This is a genomic window from Streptomyces sp. NPDC093598 (assembly GCF_044764825.1).
In the GTDB taxonomy this organism is placed as follows: domain Bacteria; phylum Actinomycetota; class Actinomycetes; order Streptomycetales; family Streptomycetaceae; genus Streptomyces.
On the sequence record NZ_JBIWIV010000003.1, the window covers coordinates 148,266 to 166,238 of the forward strand.

Annotated in this window: 16 protein-coding genes and 1 tRNA gene; 10 read left to right on the forward strand and 7 right to left on the reverse strand. The window is 70.9% G+C overall.

Annotated features, from left to right (window positions below):
• Positions 1-2: 2 nt before the first annotated feature.
• Entirely contained in the window at positions 3-3,029 is a 3,027-nt protein-coding gene (locus ACIRDU_RS12485) for a glycine--tRNA ligase (protein ID WP_403577723.1), read from the forward strand.
• Positions 3,030-3,094: 65 nt separating this feature from the next.
• Here the strand turns inward: ACIRDU_RS12485 and ACIRDU_RS12490 are convergent, their stop codons facing one another.
• Positions 3,095-3,559 (reverse strand): ATP-binding protein, encoded by a 465-nt coding sequence (locus ACIRDU_RS12490; protein WP_403577725.1) that lies wholly within the window; start codon positions 3,557-3,559, stop codon positions 3,095-3,097.
• 242 nt (positions 3,560-3,801) lie between these two features.
• Here ACIRDU_RS12490 and ACIRDU_RS12495 point away from each other — a divergent pair, with 242 nt between their 5' ends.
• The 9 genes from ACIRDU_RS12495 to ACIRDU_RS12535 all read left to right on the forward strand — a co-directional run bounded on the left by ACIRDU_RS12495 (position 3,802) and on the right by ACIRDU_RS12535 (position 13,629).
• Positions 3,802-4,623: a hypothetical protein gene (locus ACIRDU_RS12495; RefSeq protein ID WP_403577727.1), complete on the forward strand. Its 822-nt coding sequence runs from the start codon at positions 3,802-3,804 to the stop codon at positions 4,621-4,623.
• 119 nt (positions 4,624-4,742) lie between these two features.
• Positions 4,743-5,480 carry a YcnI family protein gene (locus tag ACIRDU_RS12500; RefSeq protein ID WP_403577730.1) on the forward strand — a complete coding sequence of 246 codons (738 nt, stop codon included), beginning with the start codon at positions 4,743-4,745 and terminating at the stop codon, positions 5,478-5,480.
• A 91-nt stretch (positions 5,481-5,571) separates the two neighbouring features.
• Entirely contained in the window at positions 5,572-6,225 is a 654-nt protein-coding gene (locus tag ACIRDU_RS12505; RefSeq protein ID WP_403577732.1) for an SCO family protein, read from the forward strand.
• The gene (locus ACIRDU_RS12510; protein WP_403577734.1) at positions 6,222-6,695 is read left to right on the forward strand and encodes a copper chaperone PCu(A)C; all 474 of its coding nucleotides are present in this window, start codon (positions 6,222-6,224) and stop codon (positions 6,693-6,695) included. The genes ACIRDU_RS12505 and ACIRDU_RS12510 overlap by 4 nt, the downstream gene beginning before the upstream one ends.
• Before the next feature lie 13 nt (positions 6,696-6,708).
• The gene (locus ACIRDU_RS12515; RefSeq protein ID WP_403577736.1) at positions 6,709-8,727 is read left to right on the forward strand and encodes a copper resistance protein CopC; all 2,019 of its coding nucleotides are present in this window, start codon (positions 6,709-6,711) and stop codon (positions 8,725-8,727) included.
• Positions 8,728-8,733: 6 nt separating this feature from the next.
• On the forward strand, positions 8,734-10,023 hold the full coding sequence (gene efeB, locus ACIRDU_RS12520) for an iron uptake transporter deferrochelatase/peroxidase subunit (protein ID WP_403577739.1): 1,290 nt from the start codon (positions 8,734-8,736) through the stop codon (positions 10,021-10,023).
• A 62-nt stretch (positions 10,024-10,085) separates the two neighbouring features.
• Positions 10,086-11,018, forward strand: coding sequence for a prephenate dehydratase (pheA, locus tag ACIRDU_RS12525; RefSeq protein ID WP_403577741.1), 933 nt, complete (start codon positions 10,086-10,088; stop codon positions 11,016-11,018).
• A gap of 518 nt (positions 11,019-11,536) precedes the next feature.
• Positions 11,537-12,814, forward strand: a complete 1,278-nt coding sequence (gene serS, locus ACIRDU_RS12530) for a serine--tRNA ligase (RefSeq protein WP_403577744.1) — start codon at positions 11,537-11,539, stop codon at positions 12,812-12,814.
• The gene (locus ACIRDU_RS12535; RefSeq protein ID WP_403577747.1) at positions 12,811-13,629 is read left to right on the forward strand and encodes an HAD family hydrolase; all 819 of its coding nucleotides are present in this window, start codon (positions 12,811-12,813) and stop codon (positions 13,627-13,629) included. Before serS ends, ACIRDU_RS12535 begins: the two co-directional genes overlap by 4 nt.
• A 79-nt stretch (positions 13,630-13,708) precedes the next feature.
• Here ACIRDU_RS12535 and ACIRDU_RS12540 read toward each other — a convergent pair.
• The 6 genes from ACIRDU_RS12540 to ACIRDU_RS12565 form a co-directional block, all read right to left on the reverse strand.
• Positions 13,709-13,795 (reverse strand) — tRNA-Ser (locus ACIRDU_RS12540).
• Positions 13,796-14,073: 278 nt separating this feature from the next.
• Complete coding sequence (locus ACIRDU_RS12545) at positions 14,074-14,283, reverse strand: hypothetical protein (RefSeq protein ID WP_403577750.1); 210 nt, start codon at positions 14,281-14,283, stop codon at positions 14,074-14,076.
• 101 nt (positions 14,284-14,384) lie between these two features.
• Positions 14,385-15,104 carry an ABC transporter permease gene (locus ACIRDU_RS12550; RefSeq protein ID WP_234750387.1) on the reverse strand — a complete coding sequence of 240 codons (720 nt, stop codon included), beginning with the start codon at positions 15,102-15,104 and terminating at the stop codon, positions 14,385-14,387.
• Between the two features lie 9 nt (positions 15,105-15,113).
• Complete coding sequence (locus ACIRDU_RS12555) at positions 15,114-16,025, reverse strand: ABC transporter ATP-binding protein (protein WP_362045795.1); 912 nt, start codon at positions 16,023-16,025, stop codon at positions 15,114-15,116.
• Positions 16,022-16,939 (reverse strand): ABC transporter permease, encoded by a 918-nt coding sequence (locus ACIRDU_RS12560; RefSeq protein WP_403577752.1) that lies wholly within the window; start codon positions 16,937-16,939, stop codon positions 16,022-16,024. Before ACIRDU_RS12560 ends, ACIRDU_RS12555 begins: the two co-directional genes overlap by 4 nt.
• On the reverse strand, positions 16,929-17,897 hold the full coding sequence (locus tag ACIRDU_RS12565) for an ABC transporter ATP-binding protein (RefSeq protein ID WP_403578977.1): 969 nt from the start codon (positions 17,895-17,897) through the stop codon (positions 16,929-16,931). The genes ACIRDU_RS12560 and ACIRDU_RS12565 overlap by 11 nt, the downstream gene beginning before the upstream one ends.
• Between the last annotated feature and the right edge of the window lie 76 nt (positions 17,898-17,973).

A 17,973-nucleotide genomic window follows, 5' to 3' on the forward strand; every position in this document is an offset into this window, starting at 1 on the left:
CCATGAAGAACGTTCAGACGGCGCTGACCATGCAGGACGCCATCCTCACCCTGCAGAAGTACTGGAGCGACAACGGCTGCATGATCACGCAGCCACTGAACACCGAGGTCGGAGCCGGTACGGCCAACCCGGCCACGGCACTGCGGGTGCTCGGTCCCGAGCCGTGGAGCGTCGCCTACGTGGAGCCGAGCGTGCGGCCGGACGACTCGCGCTACGGCGAGAACCCCAACCGGCTCCAGACCCACACGCAGTTCCAGGTGATCCTCAAGCCCGACCCGGGCAACCCGCAGGAGCTGTACCTGGGCAGCCTGCGCGCCCTGGGTGTCGACCTGAACGCGCATGACGTGCGGTTCGTCGAGGACAACTGGGCCTCGCCCGCGCTCGGCGCCTGGGGGCTGGGCTGGGAGGTCTGGCTGGACGGCATGGAGATCACCCAGTTCACCTACTTCCAGCAGGTCGGCGGTGTCGCCCTGGACCCGGTGTCGGTGGAGATCACGTACGGCCTCGAACGCATCCTGATGAACCTCCAGGGCGTGTCCCACTTCAAGGACATCGCCTACGCACCGGGCATCACCTACGGCGAGGTGTTCGGGCAGAACGAGTACGAGATGAGCCGCTACTACCTCGACGACGCCGACATCGACACCAACCACCGGCTGTTCGACTCGTATGCGGCCGAGGCCCGGCGCCTGCTGGACCTGGAGCTGCCGGTCCCGGCGTACACGTACGTGCTGAAGTGCAGCCACACCTTCAACGTGCTCGACGCCCGCGGTGCGATCAGCACCACCGAGCGGGCCAAGGCGTTCTCACTGATGCGCGGGCTGACGCACGAGACGGCCAAGCTGTGGGAGCGGCGGCGCGCCGCGCTGGAGCACCCGCTCGGGCTGGCACCGGCGCCGGCTCCGGCCGAGCGGGCCATGCTGCCCAAGGTGCCCGGCGTCGAGACGCTGCTCTTCGAGATCGGCGTGGAGGAACTGCCCTACGCCGACGTCCCCGCCACCACCGAGGCGGTGCGCGAGTCGGTCACCGCCAAGCTCGCCGCGACCCGGCTGGGGCACGGCGCGATCAACGTCATGGCCACGCCGCGCCGCATCGTGATCACGGTCGACGGTGTGCAGCCCCGCGAACGGGACACCATGCGGACCGTGCGCGGACCCAAGGTCGCCGCCGCCTACAAGGACGGCGCCCCCACTCCCGCGCTGCTCGGCTTCGCCCGCAGTCAGGGGGCAGAGGCGTCGGACGTACGGGTCGTCGAGGCCAACGGGGTCGAGTACGTGGCGCTCACCCGCCACGAGGAGGGGCGCCCTGCCGTCGAGGTGCTCTGCGAGCTGCTGGCCGAGGTCGTCTCAGGGCTGCGGGCCGGGCGCAACATGCGCTGGAGCGACCCGGGGTTGTCGTTCTCACGTCCTGTGCGCTGGTTGCTCGCGCTGCTGGGCCGTACTCCCCTGCCCGTGGTGGTCTCCTCGCTCTCCGCGGGCGACACCACGCGGGTGCAGCGGCAGGCTCCCTACCCGGAGGTCCGGGTGACCTCGGCCGAGGGCTACCCGCACTTCCTGCACATGCACGGCATCCTGCTCGACCGCGAGGCCCGGCGGGGAGCCGTCGTGCGTGGCGCCCTGGAGGCGGCGGCCGAGGTGGGCGGGCGCGTCGACGTGGAGGGCCAGGCCGGGCTGATCGACGAGATCACCGACATCCTGGAGTTCCCGTACGCCGTGCGGGGATCGTTCGACGAGCGCTACCTCGAACTGCCCGCGAGCGTGCTGACCACCGTGATGCGCAAGCACCAGCGCTATCTGCCGGTGCTGGACGGCGAGCGGCTCATGCCGCACTTCGTGACCTTCGCCAACGCCCTGTGTGACGACGACGTGGTGCGGGCGGGCAACGAGGCGGTCCTGCGGGCCCGTTACGAGGACGCCGCCTTCTTCTGGCGGGCGGACCTGAAGGTGGCGCCGGAGGAGTTCCGGCGGCGGCTGGACAAGCTGACCTTCGAGGACCGGCTCGGCACGGTCGCCGACCGCGCCGTCCGGCTCGCCTCCCTCGCCCAGGACCTGGCCGGACGCGCCGGGCTCCCGGAGGAGTCGGTGGAGGTCGTACGGCGGGCCGGTGCGCTGGCCAAGTTCGACCTGGCGTCGCAGATGGTGATCGAGTTCTCCGGGCTGGCCGGGGTCATGGCGGAGGAGTACGCCCGCCGGGCCGGCGAGTCGCCGGAGGTCGCCCGGGCGCTGGCCGAGATGGAGCTGCCGCGCTCCGCCGGTGGCGCCCTGCCGACCGGGGACGCGGGTGCCGTGCTGTCGCTGGCCGACCGGTTCGACCTGGTCACGGGCATGTTCCTGATCGGTGCGGCACCGACCGGGAGTTCCGACCCGTACGGGGTGCGCCGGGCCGCGATCGGGCTGCTCAACGTGCTGCGGAACCTGCCCGCCGTGGCCGGGGTCCGGGTGAGCGAGGGGCTGCGCGCGGCGGCCGTGCGGTACGCCGCGCAGGGCGTCGAGGTGCCGGCCGAGCGGGTCGCCGAGGCTGCCGAGCTCATCACCCGGCGCTATGAGCAGCAGCTCACGGACGCCGGGCACGAGCACCGGCTCGTACAGGCGGTACTGGTGTGGGCCGACCGTCCCGCCCATGGCGATCGGACGCTGGCCACACTGGAGCGGCATGTGGGCAGCGAGGCGTTCGAGGCGCTCGCCGCCGCGTTCCAGCGGGTGGTGCGCATCCTGCCCGAGGGCGGTGTCGAGGCAGCGGATGTGTCCCTGCTGACCGCGCCCGCCGAACTCCGTCTCGCCGAGAGCGCGCAGGCCGTACGCGAGGCCCTGCGGGGGCGGGAGGACGATCTCGGCGCTCTGATCGAGGTATCCGCCCCACTGGTCGAGGCGATCGGCACCTTCTTCGACGAGGTGCTGGTGATGGACCCCGACCCGGCGATCCGGGCGGCGCGGCTGGCACTGCTGACGGACGTGGCGGGGCTGCGGCTGGCACTGCTGACGGACGTGGCGGGGCTGGCCCGTACGACGGTGGACTGGGGCGCGCTGTAGGGGATCGGACGACGGGTCACGGGCGGTGTTTCACGTGAAACACCGCCCCGCCGGGGTGGTCAGTGTCAGACCGCCATCAGCGGGGCGCCGGAACGCCACTTCAGGACCTTGTCGAAGCTCACCACGGCTCCGCCCCGGCCCGGCTTGTTGCCGATGTGGACGTGGTCGGCGAGTTCCTCGATGAGGCACAGCCCCCTGCCGTTCTCCGCGTCGGAGTGCGCGGGACGGATCGCCGGACGGGACCGGCCGGCGGAGGCAGCGGGGAATCCCGGGCCCGCGTCGGCGACCTCGATCCGGCACTTCTCGCCGTCGAGGTACGCGGTGACCCGGTACGCCTCCGAGCCGGGACCGCGCCCGGTGTCCCCACCGTGCTCCACGGCGTTCGCGCACGCCTCGCTGAGGGCGACGGAGAGGTCGTAGGAGATGTCCGGGTCGACGCCCGCGGTCTCCATCGTGCCGAGCAGCAGGCGGCGGGCGAGCGGCACGCTCGCAGCTTCGCGCCGCAGATGGAGTGACCACCAAATGCTCATGCTCCAGCCTCCTGGCTGCGGCTCGACATACCGTTACGTATTGCCCTCAGTGGCCGTGTGTAAGCGTGAAGTCGACGTGAGGCCGCCCATACGGCGGATGCGCGCTGGTCCTGATCGGTGTATGCGGGGGCAGCATCGGCGCATCCGGGGGCGCGCGGGGCAGAGCGTGACGTTCCGGTCGTACGGCATCTTGTGGACCTGCCGCACGCGGCCTTCGGAGCCAGTGCGATGATGAGCCCGCCATGACTGCCCCCCACGTGCGCGCGACGCGCTCCGGACACACGCTCCGGATTCTGCGGGCCGCGGTGTTCGCCGCGGTCTGCGTCGTGCTGGCCGGGGCAGGTCACGCGCTCGCCTCCTGCGACGGCATTCCGCTGTGGACGCTGGGCGCCGGGTTCCTCGGGGTGGTCGCGGTGGCGGCTCCGCTCGCGGGGCGTGTGCGCTCGCTGGCGGGGATCACGGCGCTGCTGGCGGTCGGCCAGACGGTGTTGCACACGCTGTTCGGCCTCGGCCAGCACGGTCCGGCCGCCGTCGCGGCCTCGGCACCGGCGGGCGGAAGCGACGCCGCGCTGGTCCAGCAGGCCGCACGGTTCGTGTGCGGCACGACGGCGGCGGCGATCAGCCCGGCGCAGGCTCACAGGATCCTCACCGAAGCCCGGATCCAGCCGTCCACGGGGACGCACACGCATCTGGCCGCGGACGCCATGTCCGGCTCATCGGCCTCGCTGTGGCCGTCCCTGCCCATGCTGCTCGGTCACGTCCTCGCGGCGCTCGCCGCCGGCTGGCTGCTGCGGCACGGCGACCTGGCCCTGCTGCGGCTCACCGAACTGTCGGCGCAGGGTGTCACCGAGGGGGCGCTCGTGCGTTCCCTGCGAGCCGCCCTCGCGCTGGTACGCGCCTTGCGCGCCGGGCTCCCGGGAGCCCCGGAGGCACGTCCGCGCCCGGCGCGCGCCGCACGGCCCGCGCCCCCGATGCCTCGCACCACGGCACTCCAGCACACGGTGATCCGGCGCGGCCCGCCGGCCACCACGGCTTCCGCAGCCGCACTCGCCCTCGCCGCCTGACGCGACGCGACCACCACCACTCCGCTCCCGCGGAGGAGGGGCCGCCGTCGTGCGGTACGCGCGTGTGCGCGCATCCCTCCTTCCCCATTCAGACCGACTCACAGCGGAGTGCTCCTTCCATGAAGGCTTCCCGTATCGTCGCGGCCGGTGCCGCCGCCGGTGTCACCGTTCTCGCCCTGTCCGCCCCCGCCTTCGCGCACGTGACCGTGCAGCCCGAGGGCACGGCCGCCAAGGGCGGCTACGCGGTCGTGGACTTCAAGGTCCCCAACGAGCGTGACGACGCCTCGACCACCAAGCTCGAGGTCAACTTCCCGACCGACCACCCGCTGGCCTCCGTCATGCCGGAGCCCATGCCCGGCTGGAAGATCGAGGTCACCAAGTCCAAGCTGGACAAGCCGCTGGAGCTGCACGGCGAGAAGATCACCGAGGCCGTCACCAAGGTCACCTGGACCGCGGACGGCAAGGGGATCGAGCCCGGCTACTTCGAGAAGTTCCCGCTCTCCGTCGGCCAGCTGCCCGAGGACACCGACCAGCTGGTCTTCAAGGCCCTGCAGACGTACTCCAACAAGGAGGTCGTCCGCTGGATCGAGGTGCCGCAGGAAGGCCAGGAGGAGCCCGACAACCCGGCCCCGGTGCTGGAGCTGTCCGCCGCCTCCGAGGACGGGCACCACGACTCGGCGGCCGGTGAGGACTCCGGCTCCAAGTCGGCCGAGAAGGCCTCCGCCGACACCGCCGCCTCCGACTCCTCCGACGACACCGACACCACCGCCCGCGTTCTGGGCATCGTCGGCATCGTGGTCGGCGCGGCGGGTGTGGCCTACGGCGTGCTCGCCGGGCGTCGGCGCACCAGCGCCTGAGCTTGCTTCCGTTGCCGGTGCGCACCGGATCCCCGCCCCGTGCGGGGGCACCCGGTGCGCGCCGGGTCACCGACATCTGGGACATTTTTCTATGCGCACCAAGACCTTCGCCGCGGCCGTTCTGCTCGCCGCCGCCTCTCTGACCCTGACCGCCTGCGGCAGCGGCGACGACAGCGACAAGCCCGTCTCCGTGGTGTCGGAGGAGGCCGGTACCGACAAGGCCGCCACCGTTCTCGACAAGCCGTTCGAGAAGCCGGACCTGGTCCTCACCGACACGCAGGGCAAGAAGTACGACCTCCGCAAGGAGACCGCGGGCAAGCCCACGCTGATCTACTTCGGCTACACCCACTGCCCCGACGTCTGCCCGCTGACCATGAACAACATCGCCGTCGCCAAGAAGCAACTGCCCAAGGCCGAGCAGGACGAGCTGCGCGTGGTCTTCGTCACCACTGACCCCAAGCGCGACACCTCGGCCGAGCTCGGCAAGTGGCTCAAGGGCATCGACTCCAGTTTCGTCGGTCTCACCGGCGACTTCGCGACCATCCAGGCCGGCGCCCGCACCCTGGGCATCTCCATCGAGCCGACCAAGAAGGACAAGAACGGCAAGCTTGTCTCCGAGCACGGCACCCAGGTCATCGCGTTCTCCCCGAAGACCGACGGCGGCTACGTGCTCTACGGCGAGGACGCCACCGTCGACGACTACACCAAGGACCTCCCCAAGATCGTCAAGGGGGAGAACCCGTGAGGCGGCGGCTCGGCCCGGCGGCCCTCGTCACAGCCGGGGCACTGGCCCTGGCCGGTTGCGGCGGCTCGGACTCGGGCGGTGGAAGCGACTCGGGCAAGGCGGAACTCTCCGTGGGTTCGGCGTACATGCCGCAGCCGGTGTCCGACGACATGGCGGCCGGTTTCCTCACCGTCACCAACAAGGGCGGTGCCGCCGACGAGCTGACCTCGGTCACCAGCGACATCGCCGGGCAGGTCACCGTGCACGAGACCGTCGACGGGGCGATGCGGGAGGTCAAGAGCCTGAAGATCCCCGCGGGCGGCCGGCTGGAGCTGAAGAGCGGCGGCGACCACCTGATGTTCGAGCAGCTGAAGAGCAAGCCGAAGGAAGGCCAGACGGTCTCCGTCGAGCTGCACTTCGCCCACTCCGACCCCGTGAAGGCCGAGATGCCGGTGAAGCCGGCGACCTACACCCCCAAGACCGGACACTGAGGGAGGGACCCCTGTGACGCAGACCTTCGCCCCCCGCGTCCGGACACTGGTGCTGCTGCTCCTGGCCGCGGCCTGCGTGCTCCTCGCCGGAGCCGGCCCGGCCTCCGCGCACGCCGCGGTGACCGGCAGCGACCCCGGGCAGGGGGCGGTGGTCGACAAGGCCCCGGCCCGGATCTCGCTCACCTTCTCCGAGCAGGTCGCGCTGTCCGACGACTCGCTGCGCGTGCTCGACCCCGAGGGCAAGCGCGTCGACACGGGCAAACCCGCCAACGTCAGCGGCACGACGTACGCCGTGCCGCTGCACTCGGGCCTGCCCGACGGCACGTACACGGTGGCCTACCAGGTCGTCTCGGCGGACAGCCATCCCGTCGCCGGCGCCTACACCTTCTCCATCGGCGCCCCCTCCAAGACGTCCGTGTCGGTCTCCGGGCAGTCGGCCGACGACGGGGTCGTGGGCTGGCTGTACGGCTTCGGGAGGTACGTGTCGTACGCCGGGTTCATCGTGATGACCGGCGGCGCCGCCTTCGTGCTGGCCTGCTGGCGGCGCGGCTCCGGGGTGCGGCCGGTGCAGCGGTTCGTCGTCTCCGGTTGGGTCGCGCTCACCGCGGCGACCCTCGCCCTGCTGCTTCTGCGCGGCTCCTTCACGGGCTCCGGGAAGGTCGCCGACGTCTTCGACCTGTCCCTGCTCGGGCAGGTGCTCCAGACCAAGACCGGCGCGGCCCTGGTCTCCCGGCTGCTGCTGCTCGCCGCGGCGGCCCTGTTCATCGCCGTGCTCTTCGGTGCGTACGACAAGCGTGAGGACGCCCAGGAGAAGCGGGACCTCACCTTCGGTCTCTCGATCGGCGGCGTCGTCGTGGCGGCCGGGCTCGCGGCGAGCTGGGCGATGTCCGAGCACGCCTCGGTCGGTCTCCAGGCGGGCATCGCCATGCCGGTCGACGTACTGCACCTGCTGGCCGTCGCCGCCTGGCTCGGCGGACTGGGCGCGCTCCTGATCGCCCTGTACCGCGCGCCCGCCGACACACCCGTCGACGCCCCCGCCGTCCACCGCTTCTCCCGCCTCGCCTTCAGCAGCGTCCTCGCCCTGATCGCGACCGGGACGTACCAGTCCTGGCGCCAGCTCGGCTCCTGGTCGGCCTTCACCGACACCCGCTACGGCCAGCTCCTCCTGGCCAAGATCGGCCTCGTGGTCGTCCTGGTCGGGGTCGCGTGGATCTCGCGCCGGTGGACGGGACGGCTGGCGGAGACGGTACCGGCAGAAGCAGCGGCGGTACGGGAGAAGGAACGGGTCGGCGCGAGGGCGGATGGCGCCGGTGCCGCGGACGCCTCCGTCGAGAGCGAGGATGACGTCGATCGCGAGGATGACGGCGACCGCGAGGGCGACGGCAACGGCGACAGTGGTCTCGGCACCGGCGCTCACGAGCAGCCCGGCCCCGAGCCCGCCGACGCCGAACGCGCCGCGCAGCTCGCCCGGCAGCAGGCCGCCCGCGACGCCGCGCGGCAGAAGCGGATGAGAGACGCGGACCCCAACCGCTTCGGGCTGCGGCGCTCCGTGCTGGCCGAGGCAGGCATCGCGGTCGTGCTGCTCGCCGTCACCACCGTCCTGACACAGACCGAGCCGGGACGCACCGAGCAGGAGGCCAAGGCAGCCACCTCGGCCTCCGCATCCTCCACCGCCGACACCGGCGCATCCGGGGCGCTGACCCTGAACATGCCGTTCGACACCGGCGGCCAGGACGGCAAGGGCATCGTCACCATCGACGTCGACCCCGCACGCGTGGGCGACAACGAGATGCACGTCTACGTCGAGCGGCCCAACGGCCGGGCCTTCGACATCCCCGAGGTGAAGGTCGAGTTCACCCTGAAAGCCAAGGACATCGGGCCCCTGCCCGTCGTCCCCGACCACATCGCTACCGGACACTGGTCGGCGAACGGAGTGCAGATCCCCATGGCCGGCGACTGGCAGGTCGACGTGACCGTGCGGACCTCCGACATCGACGAGGTGACCGTCTCCAAGAACGCTCAGATCGGCTGAACGACCATGCCTGACCAGTCCCTTCCGAAGGCCCGCACCCCGGAGGCCTCCACCGGGGAGCGCGAAGCGGCCTCCGCCCACGAGGGCATCTCGCGGCGGCGGCTGCTCGGCACCGCCGGTGCCACCGGGCTCGTCCTCGGCACGGCGGGCGCCGCCGGGGGCTACGCCGCCGCTCCCTCCGAAGCCGCCGCTCCGCTCACCTCGCTCGGCACCGACCGGTCGATGTTTCACGGGAAACATCAGCCCGGCATCACCGACGGCCTCCAGGCCCGCGGCCACCTCGTCGCCTTCGACCTGGCGGCGGGCGCCGGCCGCAAGAAGGCCGCCGCTCTGCTCCGCCGCTGGTCGGAGACGGCCCGGCGGCTGATGGCGGGCGAGCCGAGCACCCATGACGACACCGACGTGGCCCGCGACGCCGGACCCTCGTCGCTGACGATCACCTTCGGCTTCGGCCACAGCTTCTTCGCCCGCACGGGTCTGGAGAAGCAACGCCCGACCGCCCTCGACCCGCTGCCCGAGTTCTCCTCCGACCACCTCGACAGGAGCCGCAGCAACGGTGATCTGTGGGTGCAGATCGGCGCCAATGACGCCCTGGTCGCCTTCCACGCCCTGCGCGCGATCCAGAAGGACGCGGGCCGGGCCGCCAAGGTCCGCTGGCAGATGAACGGCTTCAACCGCTCACCGGGCGCCACTTCCCACCCCATGACGGCCCGGAACCTGATGGGCCAGATCGACGGCACCCGCAATCCGAAACCGAGCGAGGCCGACTTCGACCAGCGCATCTTCGTCCCCGATAAGGGCGAACCGGCCTGGATGGCGAACGGCTCCTACGCCGTCGTACGCCGGATCCGCATGCTTCTCGACGACTGGGAGCAGCTCTCCCTCAAGGCGCAGGAGGACGTGATCGGGCGCCGCAAGTCCGACGGGGCTGCGCTGTCCGGGGGCACCGAGACCACCGCGATGGACCTGGAGAAGACGGACGCCAAGGGCAACCTGGTCGTCCCGATCAACTCCCACGCCCGCATCACCCGGCCCGACCAGAACGGCGGCGCGGCGATGCTCCGCCGCCCGTTCTCCTTCCACGACGGCATCGACACCGACGGTGTGCCCGACGCGGGTCTGCTCTTCATCTGCTGGCAGGCCGATCCGCTGCGCGGGTTCGTGCCGGTGCAGCGCAAGCTCGACCGCGGCGACGCCCTGTCGCAGTTCATCCGGCACGAGTCGAGCGGGCTGTTCGCGGTTCCGGGCGGAGCCGCGGAAGGTGAGTACGTGGGGCAGAAGTTGCTGGACGGGTGACAGTTCTCCTCTGCACGGGCTTGTGGGGGATGTCGTTTCCGCGGGCCCATTAGGGTGAGGTCATGCCAGCGAGCTATGCGTATCTCGGCCCCGAGGGCACCTTCACCGAAGTCGCCCTGCGCACGCTTCCCGAGGCCGCCACCCGGGAGCTCATCCCGTACGTGTCCGTCCAGTCCGCGCTCGACGCGGTACGCGCCGGCGAGGCCGAGGCCGCGTTCGTGCCGATCGAGAACTCCGTCGAGGGCGGCATCACCACCACCCTCGACGAGCTGGTCGCCGGCGCCCCGCTGATGATCTACCGCGAGGTGCTGCTGTCGATCACCTTCGCGCTGCTGGTCCGCCCGGGCACGAAGCTGTCGGACATCAAGACCGTCTCCGCCCACCCGGCCGCGCAGCCGCAGGTGCGCAACTGGCTGAAGAAGCATCTCCCGGACGCGCACTGGGAGTCGGCCGCCTCGAACGCGGACGCCGCCCGGCTGGTCCAGGAGGGCCAGTACGACGCCGCCTTCGCGGGTGAGTTCGCGGCCGCCCGCTACGGCCTGGAGGCACTGGAGACCGAAATCCACGACGCGGAGAACGCCCAGACACGGTTCGTGCTGGTCGGCCGGCCCGCCCGGCCCGCGGCGCCGACCGGGGCGGACAAGACCTCGGTCGTGCTGTGGCAGCGCGACGACCACCCCGGCGGTCTGCGCGACCTGCTGGGCGAGTTCGCCACCCGCGGCATCAACCTGATGCTGCTCCAGTCCCGGCCCACCGGCGCGGGCATCGGCAACTACTGCTTCTGCATCGACGCCGAGGGCCACATCTCCGACCGCCGGGTGGCCGAGGCCCTGATGGGCCTGAAGCGGATCTGCCTCCAGGTGCGCTACCTCGGCTCCTACCCGCGCGCGGACATGCAGCCGGGGGATGTCCAGCCACCGCGGCCGGGCACCTCCGACGACGAGTTCGTGGGGGCGGCGGACTGGGTCGCGCGGTGCCAGGACGGACGCTTCTAGGCCGGTCGTACCTGCTGATTGTCGTTATCCACAGGAGTTATCCACAGGTCCGCTTCTCGACCTGGGGACAAGTCGACAACAAAGCAGGAGTCGGTCGACAAATCGCCCCACAGGCCCCCGATGGGCCCATCCTCATGCAGGTCACCCTTCGTCCACCGTTTCCCTTTGTGTAACCCTTCTGGGTGACCACTTTCCACTCCAACGTGAGGATAAAGCGGGTTTGCACCGGGAATTCCAAGGGGCGGCCAGGCCTTCCGGAGTGATCAATTCCGAAGTCCACAGATCTTCCACACAGCCTGTGGATAACTCTTCGGAAGCCTGGACCCCTGTGGACAACCTTGGCCCAAGTCCCGCTCCCCGCAAGGGATTCCCGTCAATGCGACGCCCTGCGGATGCATCGTGGTGGGGACGGGCGGCCGTTTGATTGACACCGCACGTAAGCCGCCCATAACGGGACGTATGCCACGCCGGCAATAGTGAGTCGTGGGCGGTCATCCCGCACCGGTAGCCTTGGGCGCGTGATTGACCTTCGCCTGCTCCGTGAGGACCCCGACCGTGTGCGCGCGTCGCAGCGCGCCCGTGGAGAGGACGTCGCGCTCGTCGACGCCCTCCTGTCTGCCGACGAGCGGCGCAGGTCGTCCGGCGTCCGCTTCGACGAGCTGCGCGCCGAGCAGAAGGCGCTCGGCAAGCTCATCCCCAAGGCGGCAGGCGACGAGAAGGCCGAGCTGCTGAAGAAGGCGGGCCAGCTCGCCGCCGACGTCAAGGCGGCCGACGCGGACCGCGACGCGGCCGCGACCGAGACCCAGGAGCTGCTCCAGAGGCTCGGCAACCTCGTCCACCCGGACGTGCCCGTGGGCGGCGAGGAGGACTTCGTCACGCTGGAGACGCACGGCACGATCCGCGACTTCGCCGCCGAGGGCTTCGAGCCCAAGGACCACCTGGCACTCGGCCAGATCCTCGGCGCGATCGACGTCGAGCGGGGTGCCAAGGTCTCCGGTTCGCGCTTCTACTTCCTGACGGGCGTGGGCGCGCTTCTGGAGCTCGCCCTGGTGAACGCGGCGATGGCGCAGGCCACCGCGGCCGGCTTCACCCCGATGCTGACCCCGGCGCTGGTCCGCCCCCAGTCCATGGCGGGCACGGGCTTCCTCGGCCAGGCCGCCCAGGACGTCTACCACCTCGCCGACGACGACCTCTACCTGGTCGGCACGTCCGAGGTGCCGCTCGCGGCGTACCACATGGACGAGATCCTGGACGCCGACCGCCTGCCCCTGCGCTACGCGGGCTTCTCGCCCTGCTTCCGCCGCGAGGCCGGCTCGCACGGCAAGGACACCCGGGGCATCTTCCGTGTGCACCAGTTCGACAAGGTCGAGATGTTCTCCTACGTCGCTCCCGAGGACTCGCAGGCCGAGCACCAGCGCCTGCTGGAGTGGGAGAAGCAGTGGCTGACCTCGCTGGAGCTGCCGTACCGCGTGATCGACGTGGCGAGCGCCGACCTGGGTGCCTCGGCCTCCCGCAAGTTCGACTGCGAGGCGTGGATCCCGACCCAGGGCAAGTACCGCGAGCTGACTTCGACCTCGGACTGCACCGAGTTCCAGTCCCGCCGCCTGTCGATCCGCGTCCGTGACGGCAAGCAGGTCCGGCCGCTGGCCACGCTCAACGGCACGCTGTGCGCCGTCCCGCGCACGATCGTGGCGATCCTGGAGAACCACCAGCAGGCCGACGGTTCGGTGCGCGTGCCCGAGGTGCTGCGTCCGTACCTGGGCGGCCGGGAGGTCCTGGAGCCGGTGGCCAAGTGAGCGACACGGCCCCCTCGGGCGGCTTCCCGTACAAGCTGGTCGCCACCGATCTCGACGGGACGCTGCTGCGTTCCGACGACTCGGTGTCGCCCCGCACCCGTGACGCGCTCGCCGCCGCCACGGCGGCGGGCGCCGCGCACATCGTCGTCACCGGCCGCGCGGTCCCCTGGACCCGGCACATCCTCGACGACCTCGGCTACCAGGGCCTGGCCGTCTGCGGCCAAGGCGCGCAGGTGTACGACGCCGGCGCCCGCCGCCTGCTGACCTCGGTCACGCTGGACCGGCAGCTGGCCGGGGTGGCGCTGGCCAAGATCGAGGCGGAGGTCGGCCCGCTGCACCTGGCCGCGAGCCGCGACGGCCTCGACGGCGAGGTGCTGGTGGGCCCGGGCTACGCGGTCACGGGTGCCCTGCCCGCCACGCCGTTCACGGACGCGTCGGACCTGTGGACCGCGCCACTGAACAAGCTGTACATCCAGCACCCGACGCTGAGCGACGACGAGCTCTGCGAGGCGGCCACGCGCACCGCCGGCGGTTTCGTCACCGTCACGATGGCGGGCAAGGGCATCGTCGAGCTCCTCCCCCTGGGGCTGTCCAAGGCGACGGGGCTGTCCCTGGCGGCCCGCCGGCTCGGGCTGAAGGCGGCAGACACGATCGCCTTCGGTGACATGCCCAACGACATACCGATGTTCGCCTGGGCCTCCTACGGCGTCGCCATGGCGGACGCCCACGAGGAGCTGAAGGCGGTGGCCGACGAGGTGACGTCCTCCCACGACGAGGACGGCATCGCCGTGGTGCTGGAGCGACTGCTGGGCTGAACCCCGGGCCCGGTGGTCAGGGCCCGGCGATCAGGGTTCGATACTCAAGGCCCGATACTCAGGGCCCGATGGTGCTCGGCGGAGGATGCACGGATCGAACGTGCGCGGGCCTTCCGACCCGACCACGGTTCAGCAAACCGGTGCCTTACCACTCGGCCAATCCTCCGGGTGGGCGGCCCACGCGATGTGCGATTCGCGTGCTCGAAGCGGCCGCCCCGGGCAGCTCCCCGTGTGGGGCGGGTTCGACGGAGGCTAGTGACTACTCCGGATCCCGCCGCGGGCTGCCCTGAAGGGAGCTGGACGTACTGCCGTGCATGGACATCGTCCCGCTCCTCTCCCCGCTCGTGGCGCCGGGCTCCTCACCCGGCGTGACGACAACCACTGTGCCCGCCGGGCGAATTGGACGCCACTGATTAAATCGGCGGCGGATCGGCGGCCTTCCGGCTACTTCCTGCGCCATCTGCGCCGCCGGACCTTGCTGAAGAACCAGCCCGCAGGAGGCTCGTCGGAGCGCCAGGGTTGCGGCTCCGGTTCCTCCCTGCGCCACTTCGCGGCGAGCATCCGGGCACGGGCGGACGGCTCGGAGGTCCCGGCGGAGCGTATGAAGTCCTCGTCCAGTACGACGTCCTCGAAGTCGTCCCTCTCGCTCGCCATCCCCGCCCTCCCAGCCGGTCAACTCCCGTTGCGCTTCCCCTGCATCCCGTTCGCCCAGTGTGCCCTGACAGAGGTGAAGCCTCCGTCAGGGCCGGGGCACGTCACTCCTCGCCGGCGAGCGTCAGGGAGCGCAGCTTCTGTCCGGCGTACCAGGTGGCCAGCACCGTGACGGCCACCAGCAGCACCGTCGCCGTGGTCAGGCCCACGTCGGAGGAGACCAGGTCCCCTCCGGACACCTTCTGGGCCACGGCCAGCGACCATTGCTGGACGCTCAGCGTGCGCGCGCCCGGCACCAGGGAGCCGAACAGGGCCTCCCAGACCAGCGCGTAGACGAGCCCGAACACGACCGCGTGCCGGGAGACCGTGCCGAGCAGCAGGAACAGTGCCGCGTACGCGATGGACGCCACCAGCGCGGCCACCGTATAGGCGACGGCGACCTGCTGGCCGTTGCCGTTCAGGATGAATCCGGCGATGAGCGTCGGCACCGCCGAGAACACCATGGTCACCGCGATCGCGACGATCAGCTTGGTGAAGATGATGGTCGGCCGTTTGATCGGCTTGGACAGCAGGTACACCACCGAGCCGTCGTCGATCTCCGGGCCGATCGCGCCGGTGCCGGCGATCACGCCGATGATCGGCACCATCGTGGCTAGGGCGAGCCCGCCCAGCAGGTCGGACGCCGTCTGGTCGTCCGCCCCGGCCAGGCCGCGCACCGCCACCGCGATCACGATCAGCAGCATGGGCAGGGCGCCGAGGATGAGGGCACGGCGCCGGCCGAGCAGAGCCCGGTAAGTGAGCCGGGCGACTGTGGGGTCGTACATCAGGGCCTCCTACGCCGCGACGAGGTACGAGAAGACGGACTCGAGGGACTCGTCGGACGGCGAGACCGTGAGCAGCCGGATGCCGTGGTCCCTGGCCACCCGCGGCAGCAGGGCCGTGAAGCGGCCGAAGTCGACGGCCTGGATGCGCAGCGCGCCCTCGGCGAGGTCGACCTCGATGCCGGCCGTCGACGGGTCGGCGATCAGCGCGGCCGCGAGGGCGCGGTCGTCGCTGGAACGCACCAGGTAGCGGTGCGGCCGGTCGGTCATCAGGCGGCGGATCTTACGGAAGTCACCGCTGGCCGCGTGCCGGCCGGCGACGACGACCTCGATGTGCCAGGCGAGTTGCTCGACCTCTTCGAGGATGTGGGACGAGAACAGCACCGTGCGGCCCTCGTCGCCCATGCGGCGCAGCAGGTCCATCAGCTGCATGCGCTGGCGCGGGTCCATGCCGTTGAACGGCTCGTCCAGCAGGAGCAGGGAGGGATCGTGGACCAGGGCGGAGGCCATCTTCACGCGCTGGCGCATGCCCTTGGAGTACGTCTGGATCTTGCGGTCCTGGGCGTACTCCATCTCGACCGTGGCGAGCGCCTTCTGGGCCGCCTTGGCGCCCAGACCGTGCAACTCCGCGTTGGCCAGGACGAACTCCTTCCCCGTGAGGAAGTCGTACATCGCCTCCCGCTCGGGCACGACGCCGATGTGCTTGTAGATCTGCTCGTTGCGCCACACGGCCTGGCCGTCGAGGGTGACCGTGCCGGTGGAGGGGGCCAGGAAGCCGCCCATCATGTTGATGAGGGTGGACTTGCCGGCGCCGTTCGGGCCGAGCAGGCCCGTGACGCCGGGGCCGATGGTCATGGTGATGTCGTTGACGGCGACCACGTTGCCGAACCAGCGGGAGACGTGGTCGATGGAGAGCGTGGTCACAGTCCCACCTTCTTGTAGCGGCGCATCAGGAGGCCGTAGCTCGCCGCGATCAGGCCCAGGGCGACGACGACGTAGACGACGCCCTCGGCGGTGCTCGGGCCCACCCCGCTGGGGGAGGCGGAGGTCGCGCCCAGGAACGCGGACTGCACACCGTCGACGATCGTGATCGGCGAGAACAGCCCGATCCACGGCACGGCGTCGCCGCTGCCCTGGGCGTCGGCGATGGCCTGGAGGGTGGAGACCGCGCCGTAGGTGATGGTCAGCACGGCGATCACGGCCGCGATGCCGAAGCCGCGGCGCGGGGTGAAGGACGCGATGACCAGGCCGATTCCGGCGAACAGCAGTGAGAGCAGTGCCACGGAGACCAGTCCCTGTGCGAATCCCTTGGTCTGGTCGGCGAAGTCCAGCTCGGCCAGCAGTGCGCCCACATAGAGCACGAGCAGGGGAGCGGCCGTGAGGACGAACAGCGCCGAGGCCAGCGCCGCGAACTTGGCGCGGACGTAGTCGGCGGTCTCGATGGGCCGCGAGAAGTACAGCGGAACGGTCTTGAAGCGCAGGTCGCGCGAGACCGACTGGGGTGCCTGCGAGGCGACGTACAGGCTGATGACCGCCTGCATGATGATCGCGTAGCGCGTGTAGTCCACGGGCAGGGCGTTGGCCTTGGTGGCCACCGCGACGGCGACCATGATGGCCGCGGGCACGCACATCACCACGAAGAGCAGCATCGGCAGCACCTTGGACTTCACCGAGCGGCCGAGGCCGTAGGAGCCGCGCAGGGACTGCGAGTACAGCGAGCGACGGGCGTAGGCGCGGCCGAGGCGGGGGCCGTCGTAGCCGCGGTAGCCGATGTTGTGGATGCGGGTCTGGTCACCCGGTGCCGGGGCGGGTGCCCCCGTGGAGTGCTCAACCGCCATGGCCGACCGCCTCCTTCCGCTGCTCGTTCTGGTCACTGGTCGTGAAGACCTCGGAGATGTGGTGCCGGCGCTGCTCCATGCGCACCAGGCCGAGTCCGAGGTCCGCGATCACGTCCCGGACCAGGTCGTACGTCTCCTCGCCCTGCGCGGTGAGCAGCAGGACGTGGCCGGCGCCCGGCAGGCCGCTGCCGTCCTCGACGCTCACCCCGCGCGCGTGCAGCGCCTCACGGACCGCGCGGGTACCGTCCGGGTGCTCATCGGTGTCGGTGACCTCGATCGCGAGGGTCGTGGTGGTCTGCGTGAAGTCCGTGGTGGAGCTGGAGCGCAGGAGCTTGCCGCCGTCGACGACCACGACGTGGTCGCAGGTGCGCTCCAGTTCGCCCAGCAGGTGAGAGGTGACCAGGACCGAGATGCCGAAGTCGGTGTGGATCCGGCGGATCAGGCCGAGCATCTCGTCGCGGCCGACCGGGTCGAGGCCGTTGGTCGGCTCGTCCAGGAAGACCAGCTGCGGGTCGTGGACGAGGGCCTGCGCGAGCTTGACGCGCTGCTTCATGCCGGTCGAGTAGCCGCCGATGGGACGGTAGCGCTCCTCGTACAGGCCGACGTGGCGCAGGGTGTCGGCCGTGCGCTCACGTGCGGCGGTGGGCGGCAGGCCGGACATGCGCGCCATGTGGACGACGAACTCGGTGGCCGAGACGTCCGGCGGCAGACAGTCGTGCTCGGGCATGTAGCCGACCCGCTCACGGATGTCGGCGCCCTGGGTGGCGACGTCGAGGCCGAGCACTTCGGCACGGCCCTCGGTGGCGGGGGACAGACCCAGCAGGATCTTGATCAGTGTGGACTTGCCGGCCCCGTTGGCTCCGACGAGTCCGGTCACACCGGGCCCGACGTCCACGGAGAGCCGGTCAAGCGCGGTCACCCGGGGGAACCGCTTGCTCAGGCTTTCGGTCGCGATCACAGTCACCCTTCGAAGGTAGGGGCCGTGCGCGTGGCGGTCGTCACTCCGCAGAGCTGTCTTCGGATCAGCCCTGAGT

Excerpts from the sequence above, each read along its gene's own strand:
- ACIRDU_RS12485 (WP_403577723.1), top strand. The coding sequence starts at position 3 with ATGAAGAACGTTCAGACGGCGCTGACCATGCAGGACGCCATCCTCACC.
- efeB (WP_403577739.1), top strand. The coding sequence starts at position 8,734 with ATGCCTGACCAGTCCCTTCCGAAGGCCCGCACCCCGGAGGCCTCCACC.
- ACIRDU_RS12490 (WP_403577725.1), bottom strand. The coding sequence starts at position 3,559 with ATGAGCATTTGGTGGTCACTCCATCTGCGGCGCGAAGCTGCGAGCGTG.
- ACIRDU_RS12550 (WP_234750387.1), bottom strand. The coding sequence starts at position 15,104 with ATGTACGACCCCACAGTCGCCCGGCTCACTTACCGGGCTCTGCTCGGC.
- ACIRDU_RS12560 (WP_403577752.1), bottom strand. The coding sequence starts at position 16,939 with ATGGCGGTTGAGCACTCCACGGGGGCACCCGCCCCGGCACCGGGTGAC.
- ACIRDU_RS12545 (WP_403577750.1), bottom strand. The coding sequence starts at position 14,283 with ATGGCGAGCGAGAGGGACGACTTCGAGGACGTCGTACTGGACGAGGAC.
- ACIRDU_RS12500 (WP_403577730.1), top strand. The coding sequence starts at position 4,743 with ATGAAGGCTTCCCGTATCGTCGCGGCCGGTGCCGCCGCCGGTGTCACC.
- pheA (WP_403577741.1), top strand. The coding sequence starts at position 10,086 with ATGCCAGCGAGCTATGCGTATCTCGGCCCCGAGGGCACCTTCACCGAA.
- ACIRDU_RS12505 (WP_403577732.1), top strand. The coding sequence starts at position 5,572 with ATGCGCACCAAGACCTTCGCCGCGGCCGTTCTGCTCGCCGCCGCCTCT.
- ACIRDU_RS12495 (WP_403577727.1), top strand. The coding sequence starts at position 3,802 with ATGACTGCCCCCCACGTGCGCGCGACGCGCTCCGGACACACGCTCCGG.